At 62.5% G+C, this 12,619-nt stretch carries 9 protein-coding genes; 2 read left to right on the top strand and 7 right to left on the bottom strand.

All coding sequences use genetic code 11. From position 1 onward, the window contains the following. Window positions 1–94: 94 nt before the first annotated feature. The 3 genes from JOD50_RS05760 to JOD50_RS05750 form a co-directional block, all read right to left on the bottom strand. Window positions 95–1,609: an APC family permease gene (locus tag JOD50_RS05760; RefSeq protein WP_204880773.1), complete on the bottom strand. Its 1,515-nt coding sequence runs from the start codon at window positions 1,607–1,609 to the stop codon at window positions 95–97. Between the two features lie 173 nt (window positions 1,610–1,782). Further along, on the bottom strand, window positions 1,783–2,811 hold the full coding sequence (locus JOD50_RS05755) for an AraC-like ligand-binding domain-containing protein (protein WP_204880772.1): 1,029 nt from the start codon (window positions 2,809–2,811) through the stop codon (window positions 1,783–1,785). A 12-nt stretch (window positions 2,812–2,823) separates the two neighbouring features. Beyond that, a complete protein-coding gene (locus JOD50_RS05750; RefSeq protein ID WP_204880771.1) occupies window positions 2,824–3,471 on the bottom strand; it encodes a TetR/AcrR family transcriptional regulator in 648 nt (215 codons plus the stop codon). Window positions 3,472–3,653: 182 nt separating this feature from the next. Between JOD50_RS05750 and JOD50_RS05745 the strand changes: the two genes are divergently transcribed. Both JOD50_RS05745 and JOD50_RS05740 read left to right on the top strand, forming a co-directional pair. Continuing rightward, the gene (locus JOD50_RS05745) at window positions 3,654–5,636 is read left to right on the top strand and encodes a primary-amine oxidase (protein ID WP_204880770.1); all 1,983 of its coding nucleotides are present in this window, start codon (window positions 3,654–3,656) and stop codon (window positions 5,634–5,636) included. Between the two features lie 97 nt (window positions 5,637–5,733). Next, entirely contained in the window at window positions 5,734–6,648 is a 915-nt protein-coding gene (locus JOD50_RS05740; protein ID WP_338052036.1) for an NAD(P)-dependent oxidoreductase, read from the top strand. Between the two features lie 112 nt (window positions 6,649–6,760). On the opposite strand, the gene JOD50_RS05735 is transcribed toward JOD50_RS05740, so the two are convergent. The 4 genes from JOD50_RS05735 to JOD50_RS05720 are packed head-to-tail and all read right to left on the bottom strand — an operon-like array spanning window position 6,761 to window position 12,576. Further along, window positions 6,761–8,140, bottom strand: a complete 1,380-nt coding sequence (locus tag JOD50_RS05735; protein ID WP_204880768.1) for an NAD-dependent succinate-semialdehyde dehydrogenase — start codon at window positions 8,138–8,140, stop codon at window positions 6,761–6,763. A 19-nt stretch (window positions 8,141–8,159) separates the two neighbouring features. Then, window positions 8,160–9,926, bottom strand: a complete 1,767-nt coding sequence (locus tag JOD50_RS05730; RefSeq protein WP_204880767.1) for an amidase — start codon at window positions 9,924–9,926, stop codon at window positions 8,160–8,162. Next, window positions 9,923–10,966 carry an agmatine deiminase family protein gene (locus JOD50_RS05725; protein ID WP_338052035.1) on the bottom strand — a complete coding sequence of 348 codons (1,044 nt, stop codon included), beginning with the start codon at window positions 10,964–10,966 and terminating at the stop codon, window positions 9,923–9,925. Before JOD50_RS05725 ends, JOD50_RS05730 begins: the two co-directional genes overlap by 4 nt. Next, on the bottom strand, window positions 10,963–12,576 hold the full coding sequence (locus JOD50_RS05720; RefSeq protein WP_204880766.1) for an APC family permease: 1,614 nt from the start codon (window positions 12,574–12,576) through the stop codon (window positions 10,963–10,965). Before JOD50_RS05720 ends, JOD50_RS05725 begins: the two co-directional genes overlap by 4 nt. Window positions 12,577–12,619: the final 43 nt, after the last annotated feature.

Below are 12,619 nucleotides of genomic sequence, written 5' to 3'. Positions count from 1 at the left end.
TATGTGTTAAACCTATCCCGCGCCGCGCGGGAAGGTCGATTCGGAACGATGGACGATGTGGAATTCAGGTCAGTTGAGGTGTTCAGTTGTGGATTCAGTTCCGTTCTGTTGGCTCCCATTCGAGCTCTGCTGCCTCACCGCCACCGAGCTTGAGATAACGCTCAGGTCGAGCTGAACGCAGCCATGCCGCCCAGATTCCGCCGAAGAGCGCGGCGAGGACCACGAGGCCCGGCAGGATCCAGTTGAGCGGGCTGGTTTCGGAGATGCCGACGAGGAACGAGAAGTTCGTGATGATGAGCACCACGACACCACTCAGGCTGAGTCCCGCAAGCAGCGGCGCAACGAACCTGGTCCACATCGAGGCTTCCGGGGCGTTGGTTCCCAGGTAGGCCATCGCCGCGAAGCTCGTGACAGCCATGAGCGCGATGAGGCCGAAGGAACCGACGTTGGTGAGCCACGTGAACAGCGTCACGACCGGGAACATGATCGGGTCTTCAGATCCGGAGCCGGCGATCGCGAAGACGATGAGTACGGCGAGCGCGATCGAGGACTGGCAGATCGAGCCGAGTGCTGGCGCCTGGCCGCGGCCGAGCGAGATCGCGAGGAACTTAGGCATCGCGCCTTCGCGTGCCAGGGTGCGCAGGTAGCGTGCCACGACGTTGTGGAAAGAGATGAGCGCTGCGATGAGCGAGGTCACGAACATGACCTGCGCGAAAACCACGAGGCTGGCCGGGATGTGCGCGCTGAAGAGCGAGAACACGACACCTGGGCCTTGTTCTCCGGCTTCTGCGACAGTCTTTTCCGGGGTGAGCGCCATGATCATGGCCCACGCGGAGATCGCGTAGAAGATCGCTACTGCAATCACGGCGCCGAAGGTTGCGCGGCGGACCGTGTTCTCTGGGTCCTTGACCTCTTCAACGTAGACGGAGCCGGATTCGAAGCCCATGAACGCGGCCATCGAGAACGCGAGGACTGCACCGACACCGGGCGCGAAGAGGTCTCCGAACATGAAGCCGTCGGCGGAGAGGCCGGCCGGGGCGTCGATGACTGCGAAGAAGTCGTAGGCGAACACGATGATGAACTCGATGATGACGAGGACGCCGAGGACCTTAGCTGAAAGGTCAACCGAGTTGACGCCGAGGATACCCACGAGCACCCAACCGGCTAGGGCGTAGACCCACCACGGGACGTCGATGCCGAAGAGTGCGTTGAAGGTGTCCGCGGACGCGAAGCCGAACATGCCGTAGATGCCGACCTGCATCGCGTTGTAGGCGAGCAGCGCGACCCATGCCGCGGAAACGCCGGTCACGCGACCGAGCCCTCGGGCAACGTAGGCGTAGAACGCGCCGGCGGTGCGGACACGTGCGGAGAGCGCGGCATAGCCGACCGCGAAGAGCGCGAGGATCACGCCGAGGATGAGGAAGCTCAACGGCACGCCGAGTAGGCCGGTCACGCCGTAGTTAGAGCTGACACCGCCCGCGAGCACGGTGAGCGGCGCGGATGCCGCGATAATCATGAGCGCAAGCGAGAAGGTTCCGATGCGTTTGGATGCTGGAGGCCGGGCGCTCTGTTGCGCCGCGGTAGCTGACCCCGTGGTTTCAGCGGTCATGTGGCACCTCACTGTGAAAATGGGGCCGAGAGACATTCCGGGACAGAGGTCCCGCGGCCACCTAGGAACGATATGTGATGTGGCTCACTATCATGCTGGTGCAGAGATCACCCAGCTAGCATTCCCGTGCATGCCCCTTGCATTTTTGTGCAGGCTTGCATTCGGATGCTGAGCTAGCCAACAGAACGTGCTGCGTCGCGCGCTTGCGAAGGGGTTTGCCCGAACTCAGCCTTGAACGCTCGCGAAAAATGCGCAGCGTCAGGAAATCCCCAACGCGCACCGATATGCGAAACCGGAACCCCCGCCAGCGCGGGGTCTTGGATTTCCTTGCGCGCTTCTTCCAACCGGCGGGTCCGGATCCACGTCGCAACGGGAACGCCCATCGGCTCGAAAATCGTGTACAGCTGCCGCAGCGACATGAAGTGCATCTGAGCCAGCGTGGCCGGAGCCAACGAAGGGTCGCGCAGCTTCGATTCGATCGTGGCGCGGACCGCCGCCAAAGCGGAACCTTCAACAGCATCCACGCCGAAGTCCCGCTCGGCCTGGTCGAGGCACATCGCATCAATCAACCCCACAGAGTGCGCGCACAGCGCAGCGAGACCCGCGGCATCCTGCCGGCCAGCCTCGACATACCCTTGCCGTGCAATGCGGTGCGAAAGTCCCGTAAGCAAAGGGGCCACGACGTCGGCCATTCCGCCGTCTTCACCGAGAGCCAGCGCAGTCAGATCCCGCGCCGGCGCGGACAAACGCGCGTACGGGAGCATCACGATGAGCATGCTCGAATCGTCGTCGACGACCATCGTGTACGGCTCCGACGTGTCATAGACCGCGAGCCGCCCCGGCGTGAGTTCAAGTTCACGCCCGCCCTGAATCAGGTAGGACCGCCCCGTTTCTTGGAGGGTGAATTTGAGCATCCCTCCCCCGCCAGCAGAAATCAGCTCAGGGGTGCGCTCCACGGCGTGAGCTGATGCGTCGATGCGGATGGCCGATGCCGCGGCGTGTTGGAAGCTCGCGAGTTTGGCTGTGAAGTTTCCGGCGCGCGTTGCGTGGGCGTGTAGTGGTACGAACGCTTGCGAAGACGCCCGCTGCCATTCCCCGAAGGAGCGGGCTACCGGCGAGCGCATGACGAGGCTGGCCTGAGTAGAACCAGGCCGCGCACCACTGACCGGCTGAACTTCCTGCAAACGTGACGTGGACAACATGGTGCGCTCAATCTACGCCGTCATCTGGGCATTGTCACGGGTTGGGCCAAGGTCGGGGGTTGAGTCAACGCCACGGGTGAAGCCGTCAAGCAGCGCCGCGAGCAGCCCGGTCAGCATGTCCGGGAGTGCATTTCGGGGCTCCATGGTGAGCACGACTTGGGCGCCCAGCATGAACGTTACGAGCGCATCGGCGGCTTGATGCGGGTCCTGGGACGGCGTGAACTCACCGTCTTGTTGCCCCTGAATGAACCACGCGGCGATGCGTTTGCGCCAGCTCTGCATCGAGCGTTCATGAATGGCTTTGACCTCTGATTGGTCAGTTGCCGCACCCCAGAACGCGACGACGCCGGCGGCTTCCTTGCGGGTCTCACATGTGAGCGGGAGGACTTCGTGGGCAAACGCTTCGATCGCGGCGCGGCCGGCGAGATGAGCGCATGCGAGGTCGGCGCGGTCATTGGTGCGGTCGAATGCGGATTTAAAGACCGCTTCGAGGAGTTTCTGCTTGCTCGCAAAGTAGGGCTTGATCGCACCGTTAGCGAAGCCGGCTTCGGCGGCGATATCGCGCATCGTGGCTGCTTCGAAACCTTCGCGCCCGATGAGCGCCCAGGCGGCATCGACGATGTGCTCTCTGCGGGCTTGGTGGTCAACAACCTTAGGCATGGAACCCTTCAATGGCTCGGAAAATATTTGTTCCAGATCACTTGCATGTAATGCGAATCACATTTATTGTCTACGAGTATAGAAAAACGTGGGGTGGCACGAAAGCTCACCACCACGCGATGCACAAACCACCAACCACGCCAACCGGCGCACCGGCGCACGCGTGTCGAATTGGAGAAAGCATGTCGCAGACCATCACCCCGACCAACACAACCCCTGGGCACCACACCCTGCTGACCCCAGCAGAAGTGGAGACCGCCGTGAGCATCCTGCGCGAAGCAGGTAAGTTCAGCGAAGCAACCCGCCTGGCCTATATCGGCGTCGTCGACCCTGACTTCGACCTGCCAGAGGACGCCCCCGTCAACCGTTTGGTCCGCGTGTTCCTCTATGACGCAGAAGAACAGAAGTCCTATGACGCAACCGTGTCCGTGACCAACGGAACCGTTGAATGCCACCACGAAATCGACACCCAGGAATATGGCGAACTGCCTGTTTTGGCTGAGGAGTTCCCTCTCGTTGAAGAACTGCTCGCGGAGCACCCTGAGTGGATCGCGGCGATCGAAAAGCGTGGCCTCAAGGTCGAGAACGTGCGTGTAGCGCCGCTGTCCGCTGGCGTATTCGAATACCCGGAGGAATCCGGCAAACGCGTTCTGCGTGGTCTCGCTTTCGTACAAGAACACGAAGCCGACTCCGCGTGGGCACGCCCAATCGAGGGACTTCTCGGCTACGTCGATGTGGGCAACAAGGAAGTCATGCAGGTCCTGGACTTCTTTGAGCACCCGATTCCTGAAGAGCACGGCAACTACATGACCCCGGAGGACACCGGCCACCCGCTGCGTGAAACGCAGAAGCCGATCGTCATCACCCAGCCTGAGGGTCCATCATTCACCGTGACCAACGGCAACCACGTCGAATGGGAACGCTGGAGCCTCGACGTCGGCTTCGACATGCGTGACGGCCTCGTGCTGCACAACGTGTGCTTCGACGACCCAGTCAAGGGCCGCCGCCGCATCCTCAACCGCGCATCCATCGCTGAAATGGTGGTCCCGTACGGCGACCCAAGCCCGGTGCGTTCGTGGCAGAACTACTTCGACACCGGCGAGTACCTCATCGGCCAGTGCGCCAACTCGCTTGAGCTCGGTTGCGACTGCCTGGGCGACATCACCTACCTGTCCCCGACCATCGCAGACAACGACGGCAACCCAGTCACCATCACCAACGGCATCTGCATGCACGAGGAAGACTACTCGCTGCTCGCCAAGCACACCGATCTGTGGGCAGACACCGCCTACACCCGCCGTAACCGCCGCATGGTGTTCTCAATCTTCACCACTGTCGGTAACTACGACTACGGCTTCTACTGGTACCTCTACCTCGACGGCAACATCGAGTTCGAGGCTAAGGCCACCGGTATCGTGTTCACCTCCGGCTACACGGGCGACCCACGCTACAACAGCGAGATCGCCCCGGGCCTGGGTGCACCGTTCCACCAGCACCAGTTCGCCGCGCGCCTCGACTTCGCGCTAGACGGTGGCCCATCCCGCGTCGAAGAAGAGGACGCCGTGCGTGTTCCGGTCTCGGAGGAGAACCCACGCGGTAACGCGTTCACCCGCAAGCGCACCCTGCTCGCCAAGGAATCCGAGGCGGTCCGCGATCCGGACAGCTCGGTGGGCCGTTCGTGGGTCATCTCCAACCCAGAATCCAAGAACCGTTTGGGTCACCCGGTCGCGTACAAGCTGCACCCCGCAGGCACCCCGCTGCTCTTGGCGGACCACGAGGAATCCTCGATTGGCCGCCGCGCAACCGTGATGTGCCACGGTTTGTGGGTGACCCGCTACGCGAAGGAACAGAAGTACCCAACGGGCGACTACCCGAACCAGAACCCGGGTAAGCACGGCATCAAGCAGTGGATCGAAGCCGACCGCGACATCGACACCCAGCAGAACGTCGTGTGGCACTCCTTCGGCCTGACTCACTTCCCGCGCCCTGAGGACTGGCCGATCATGCCGGTCGACACGGTCGGGTTCAAGCTGCGCCCAGACGGCTTCTTCGACCGCTCCCCTGTCCTGGATGTTCCTGCGCCAGAGAAGCAGCAGGTGTGCTGTGTGACCGACGGTAGCGACGGCAGCGACTCCAACGATGCAGGATGCGGCTGCTCCCACTAGCGGCTGATTCTCATGAGTTAGTGTTCTCCCCGGGTCTTCTTTTCTAAGGCCCGGGGAGAGCTGCGTCTATGGGTCTGCTGTTGGCGCTGACACCGCGGTGCGAGAGACTGAATCTATGAAGATTGCTTTTCTTGGTACTGGCCGGATGGGCACCGAGCTTGCCCGTAAGTTGCTCTCCGATCATGAGGTGACGGTGTGGAACCGCTCGGCTGAGCGTGCGCAACCGTTGGTGGATGAGGGTGCTGCGCTCGCTGAGTCTGCCGCCGATGCGGTGGCCGGCGCGGACATCGTGGTTTCGTGTTTGTTTGGCCCTGATGTGGTGCGTGAGGTCATCACGGGTGCGGGCTTGATCCCGGATGGTGTGCCGTGGCTTGATGCCACGACGGTGGGTTTGGCTGATGCGCGTGAGTTCGCTTCCGCGGTTCCGACCTATGTTGCGACCCCGGTGGTGGGCACGTTGGGGCCGGCTCGTGCGGGCAAGCTGGGCGTGTATGTGGGTTCCCCGGATGAGGCCGTGCGCACTCAGGCCGCAGATGTGGTGGCTGTGTGGGCTGATCCGGCGCGTTTGCGTGTGGTTGATTCCGCGGAGAAGGCGACGGCGGGTAAGTTGCTCGCGAACCTCGCTTTGGCGGTTTCGGCTCAGGGTCTGCGTGAGGCTCTGACGTTGGGTGCCGCGGCTGGGCTGGATGGCTCGGAGACTCTGGACATGTTGGATTCGACCGGCCTCGCGTTCATCGCGAACATGAAGCGCCCGTTTGTTGAGGGTGAGCGGGTGAGCTCGCCGGGTGATTTCACGGTGGATGCGATCGCTAAGGACGCTCGTTTGATGCTCGCCGCGGTTGCTGATTCGGAGCGTTTCGGTGAGCTTTTTGAGCAGGGCGTGGCTGATGCCGATGCGTTCGATGCGGACATGCCTGCCGTGCGTGCCGCTCTGCGTTCGCTGGATGCGGCTCAGGAGACGGGCCGCGGGGATCGTGACTTCTCCACGATCTTCGTAGACAGCGCGGAGTAACACCCCTCTTAAAGGCGAGTGGCGGGCGGTTCGTGTGAACCGCCCGCCACTGCTGTTTTAGCTGAAGCTGTTGTTAGCGGACGCCACTGGCGTCAGCACCAGCGTCAGTCGCTTACTTGTTGAAGCACATGAGGCGCTTGTTGACGAATTCGTCGATGCCGAGCTTGCCGAGCTCGCGGCCGAAACCGGAGCCCTTGACGCCACCGAATGGCATGTCGACGTCTTCGAAGGTTGGGCCGTTGACGCCGACCATTCCGGCTTCGATGCCCTCGGCGAAGCGTTCTGCGCGGCCTTCCTCGACTGCGAACACTGCGGAGCCGAGGCCGTATGCGGTGTCGTTAGCGAGTTCGAGCGCTTCCTCGTCGGAGGAGACCTTGTAGACGCTCAAGACTGGGCCGAAGAGCTCTTCCTTGTAGCCGGTGGTGTCCTTCGGGATGTCGGTCAGAACGGCTGGCTGGACGTAGAAGCCTGGGCGGTCGAGGCGGGTTCCACCGACGCGCAGGGTCGCGCCTTCAGAGACGGCCTTTTCGAGCTGTTCCACGAGGCGGTCAGCTGCCTTCTCGGAGGACAGCGGGCCGAACACGTTCTCGCCCTTCTCCATTGGGTCGTGTGGCTGCAGCTTCTCGGTTTCCTTGATGAGTTCGTCGAGGAACTCGTCGTAGATGTCCTCCATAATGATGAGGCGCTTGTTCGAGTTGCAGGCCTGGCCGGTGTTCTCGAAGCGGATCGCGATCGCGTCGCGTGCAGCCTGGCGTGGGTCTTCGCTCGAGAGGATCACGTATGGGTCGTTACCGCCGAGTTCAAGAACGGACTTCTTCAGGGCCTTACCTGCGGTAGCGCCAACCTCGCGGCCTGCGCGTTCCGACCCGGTCAGCGAGACACCAGCAACCTGCGGGTTCTCGATCAGCGATGCGATCTGCTCGTGGGACGCGAAGATGTTCTGGTAGACGCCTTCCGGAATGCCCGCATCGTCCATGATCTTCTGGATAGCCAGGGCAGAATCCGGGGTGGATTCCGCGTGCTTGAGCAGAACGACGTTACCGAGCATGAGGTTAGGGCCAGCGAAACGTGCAACCTGGTAGTACGGGTAGTTCCACGGCATGACGCCCACGAGTGGGCCAAGCGGACGCTTCTGGATGACGGCCTTGCCATCTTCGTCATCCTTGATGACCTCGTCAGCGAGGAGCTCTTCGGCGTTCTCAACGTAGTAGCGGATGATTTCGCCAGAGAACGCGGCCTCACCGCGGGCCTCGCCGAATGGCTTACCCATTTCCTTGGTCGCGATTTCACCGAGTTCGCGGCGGCGCTCAACGAACAAGTCGGCGACCTTCGCGAGGATCTCGCCGCGCTCCTTGACGCTCTTGGCGCGCCACTCCTTGTAGCCCTTGACGGCCTTGTCGAGGGCCGCGCTGATGTCGGCGTCAGTGGTGTGTGGGTATTCGTTGTTGACCTGGCCGGTTGCCGGGTTGATGCCAACGTAGGACTGGGACATTGTTCCTGCTCCTTTGTTTTCACTCGCTGCCGATGGTGGCGGCTGAATCCTTGCTAGTTACGGTCAGGTTTGGTGTGGTGCGGGCCGGGTGCCGGGATTCGAACTCTGCGGCGAGCGCCAGCAGCGTGTTGTCCGAATATGGCTTGCCCGCGAACGTGAGGCCCACAGGCATTGCGGTGTGCATGGCTCCCATGGGTACGGTCACGGTCGGGATGCCGAAGTGGCGTGGGATGAGGTTGCCGTTGGCAACCCAGACCCCGTTGGCCCATGCTTTCTCGGCTGATTCGGGGTTGGTGTCGGCGTCGGCTGGGCCGACGTCGGCCATCGCCGGGAACGCAATCACGTCGAGCTTGCGTTCGGCCATCCAGTCATCGAAGTCGAGCTCGCGGGTCTGGTCCATGCCCGCGATGCCGTCCCCGATGCCCGGGATATCCGCCAGTTCGCAGAAGCCGCGTTCCCGGATCATGTCCGGGTAGGTCGCGATGTCATCGTCGAAGCCGACGTAGCGGTCTTCGAGCGCGCCCTCCGGATGCGGGAAGATCTCCGCCCCATCAACGTCTGCGAGCGTTGCGGGCCGTGGCGCTGCCTCGCCAGCTTCAGTGGCCTCAGCGTTGGCGCGCAAGAAACGCTCCCATGACCACGCGGCGAGGTATCCGACCTCGTCGGTGAGGTATTCGGGGCTCACCATCCCGCGGGTTGAGATCGTGGGAGCTTCAGGCCGGTCGCCTTCGTAATTGCTGACTACTGGAAAGTCCACGATCTCCACGCTAGCCCCGGCGTCTTCGAGCACGGTACGGGCTTTCTCCCATAGCGCAATGACGTCGGGGTGGGTGTGGATTTTCTGCCCCATCGGCCCGCCCACGCCAGCGTCCGCCGTGCGGTCCCCGCCGGTTCCAGCGTGCTGGTCTTGGTTGATATACATGCCCGGGACCCCGATGCGCATGCCAGCCAGCGGGCGTTGCTGAGCCAGCTCGCGATAGTCAGCGGGCCGCACTTCGGAGGCTTTCGGGACATCGATCCAGCGCTGTTCGCGCCAGAAGTCACCCTCGCGGGTGTGGTCGTCGGCGACGATCACGTTGAGGACCTCGAGCATGTCCGCCATCGACCGCGTATGGGGTACGCACACGTCCATCGTGGGCACCAGCGGCCAGTTCCCGCGCATCGAAATCACTCCGCGGGAGGGCGTATAGGCGCACAAGGCGTTGCAGGATGCCGGGGCGCGGCCCGAAGACCATGTCTCCTCCCCCAGCCCGAAGGCCGCGAAGCTCGCGGCGGTCGCGGTACCGGATCCGTTCGAAGAACCGGACGCGAAAGCGCTCGTGAGGTAGCTGCGGTTGTACGGGGATTCGGCGCGGCCGTGGAGGCCACGCTGCATTCCGCCGTTAGCCATGGGCGGCATCGTAGTGAGCCCTAGGCAGATCGCGCCAGCGGAACGCAGCCGTTCGATCGTGAACGCGTCGCGCTGCGCAACGAGGTCCTTGAACGCGGGCGAACCCGCCGAAACCGTGAGCCCCCGCACCATGTAGGACTCTTTCGCGGTGTACGGAATCCCGTCCAGCGGCGACGCCAACTCACCGGCACGGCGGCGCGCATCCGAGGCCTCCGCCTCAGCCAACGCATCCGGGTTACGCACAATGACCGAGTTGAGCTCACCATCGTAGGTATCGATGCGGTCCAGGTACGCGGTCGCCAGCTCGACAGCTGTCACCCGCCCCTCTTCAAGCGCGGCACGCAGCTCGGCGATGCTCGCCTCAACAACGTCGCCGGCATCAAAAACCTTGCTCATGCGCCCACCACTGGCTGTTGCTGGGTGATGCAGTGGATCCCGCCGCCGCACGCGAAGATTTCGCGCGCATCGACGAGCTCAACCGTGCGGCCCGGGTACGCTTCCTGCATGATCTTGACGGCAACCTCGTCATTCGGGTCGTTGAAGCCGCACAGGATCACGCAGTCATTGCCGACGTAGTGGTTGATGTAGGAGTAGTCGACCCAGCCTTCGTCATCGGTCAGCACCTGCGGGGCCGGAACCTCGATGATCCGCAGCGGCTCACCTTCAGCGTTGGTCGCAGCCTCGAGCACCTTCTTGATGGTGCGGGACACCTTGTAGTCCGGGTGGTCAGGGTTGTTCTGCATGTGTAGCAGGACGTCGCCGGCCGGGGTGAAGCACGCAACGATGTCGATGTGGCCGCGGGTTCCGAACTGTCCGTTATCGCGGGTCAGGCCATACGGAACCCACACGGCGTGCGACGTGCCGATCTTACTGTGGATCTCCCGCTCGATCTCTTCGCGATCCACACCAGGGTTGCGGCCCGGATCCATCTGCACGGATTCGGTCAGCAGCACGGTGCCCTTGCCGTCGATGTGGATCCCGCCGCCTTCGTTGACAAGCCGTGAGTCCACTCGCGTGACACCGGCACGCGCGGCGACCCGCGAAGCAAGCAACGCATCGTGATCCCACGCCGCCCAGTCCTGGGCGCCCCAACCGTTAAAAACCCAGTTGACACCGGCAAGCTCACCGTCCGCGGCACGCACGAACGTTGGGCCGGAATCACGCATCCACGCGTCATCCAACGGAGCCGCGAAATACGTGACGTTCTCACCCAAGCGAGCCCGCGCATCGGCCTCATCAGCAGGGTCCATGACCATCACCACAGGCTCATAGCGAGCCACCGTGCGCGCAACCTCAGCCCACGCATCACGCGCACGCTCAAGCGACTCAGAGCCACGATCACCGAACGTGTCATTCGGGGTCGGGAAAGACATCCACGTGCGTTCGTGGCGTTCCCACTCCGGAGGCATCACATATCCGGCGGACTGGTTGGTCACTTCTGCTCCTTATCCTTTTCCTCAGCGGCCGATGCGGTCGTTGCGTCGCCATCTTCGAGGGCGGCCCCGACGACGTCACCCATGTAGGTGTCGGTTGTGGAGTCCACCTGCGGCAGAGTTTCACCGCGGAAGAACGCTGGGTTCTTGATCGCCGTAATGATCATAATAGTGACCCCGATCACAAGCACGCCCATCCCGAGGATGAAAACCATTCCGATTCCGCCAAAGGAAGAACCGGAACCGTAGCTTGGGTCGAGCGAGTCGTATGCGGTCTTGAAGAACATGATCAGCAACATGATGCCGCCCAGCAGCGGGAATACCAGCCGCGTCAGCACCGTCTTGGCGCTCTCGAACAGCTCGTGGCGCAAGTACCAGACCGCCGCGAGCGCCGTGATCCCGTAGTAGAAGCACACCATGAGGCCGAGCGCGGTGATCGTGTCCCACAACGCGTTTTCGCTCAACAGGCGGGTCACAATGTAGAAGGTTCCGGCGGCTGCGGCCGAGAAGATCGTGCCCATAGACGGTGTACGGTACTTCGGAGAGATCCTCCCGAAGCTCGGTGGCAACGCACCGTAATAGCCCATCGCCAGCAGCGTGCGAGACGGCGAGACCATCGTCGACTGAAGCGAAGCAAACGAGGATGCCATGATGCCGACCGCCATCGCGAGGGCAAACGGACCCATGACCGGCCCGGCGAGCGCCGCGAAGATCGACTCCTGGTTCTCAGGGTTACCGGCGCCGAGGCCCTCATCACCCGTACCAGCCCACGCAACCACGGCGAGTGCCACGCTGATGTAGACCGTCATAATCACGAGCATCACGATGATCGATGCGCGCGCCGAGGTCGTCTTCGGGTCCTTCGTCTCCTCGTTCATGGTCAGGGTCGTGTCCCAACCCCAGAACATGAAGATCGACAGTGAAACACCGGCCGCGATGACCGAGAAGTCACCAGCAGAAAGCGGGTTGAACCAGTCCAAGCTCACCGGCGTCGCATCGAATGCCGTACCTTCACTGACACCGCGGAAGGCCATGACAACAAAGCCGCCCAGCACAACAATCTGGATGACCACCAGAACATATTGGACGGCCTTGGTCGCCTCAACACCCACATAGGAAATCCACGCAGCCAGGGCGATCAACACGATGGTTGTGGGGATATTGACCCACAGGTTACGTGTGAGATCAGCGATGGCGGGGTCGCCAAACAGCTGCGCGAGCATCAGGTAGAAGAAGTCCACCGCAACGGCCGCGAGGTTCGAAAGCACGATCACGGTCGCGGCGATCAGACCCCAGCCGCCCATCCACCCGATCCACGGGTTGAACGCCTTAGTCGCCCACGTGAACGACGTACCCGAGTCCGGGACCCTGTTGTTGAGCTCCTTATAACCGAAGGCGACCAACAGCATCGGGATGAAACCCAACAACAAGATCGCGGGAACGTGCGTCCCCACCTCGGAGATCGTTGGGCCTAGGCCTGACGTCAGGGTATAAGCCGGTGCGATACACGAGACACCGATCACCACAGCACCGAGCACGCCGACCTTACCGGCCGCAAGCCCCTTGCCAGAGAAGCTTTCGCTGCTCTTTTGTTTCTGTTTTGAGGTGGCCATGGACGTACCCTCCCCTTCCATCAGAACCGCGGAGCGACGTGAC

This window comes from Pseudoglutamicibacter cumminsii, assembly GCF_016907775.1.
Taxonomy (GTDB): domain Bacteria; phylum Actinomycetota; class Actinomycetes; order Actinomycetales; family Micrococcaceae; genus Pseudoglutamicibacter; species Pseudoglutamicibacter cumminsii.
Note: the sequence above shows the minus strand (reverse complement) of the source record. Positions and strands in the feature narration are given on the sequence as shown.

What these genes read in the sequence shown, in the direction of transcription:
- JOD50_RS05750 (WP_204880771.1), bottom strand. Translation starts at nt 3,471, where the DNA reads ATGCCTAAGGTTGTTGACCACCAAGCCCGCAGAGAGCACATCGTCGAT.
- JOD50_RS05760 (WP_204880773.1), bottom strand. Translation starts at nt 1,609, where the DNA reads ATGACCGCTGAAACCACGGGGTCAGCTACCGCGGCGCAACAGAGCGCC.
- JOD50_RS05730 (WP_204880767.1), bottom strand. Translation starts at nt 9,926, where the DNA reads ATGAGCAAGGTTTTTGATGCCGGCGACGTTGTTGAGGCGAGCATCGCC.
- JOD50_RS05745 (WP_204880770.1), top strand. Translation starts at nt 3,654, where the DNA reads ATGTCGCAGACCATCACCCCGACCAACACAACCCCTGGGCACCACACC.
- JOD50_RS05755 (WP_204880772.1), bottom strand. Translation starts at nt 2,811, where the DNA reads ATGTTGTCCACGTCACGTTTGCAGGAAGTTCAGCCGGTCAGTGGTGCG.
- JOD50_RS05720 (WP_204880766.1), bottom strand. Translation starts at nt 12,576, where the DNA reads ATGGCCACCTCAAAACAGAAACAAAAGAGCAGCGAAAGCTTCTCTGGC.
- JOD50_RS05735 (WP_204880768.1), bottom strand. Translation starts at nt 8,140, where the DNA reads ATGTCCCAGTCCTACGTTGGCATCAACCCGGCAACCGGCCAGGTCAAC.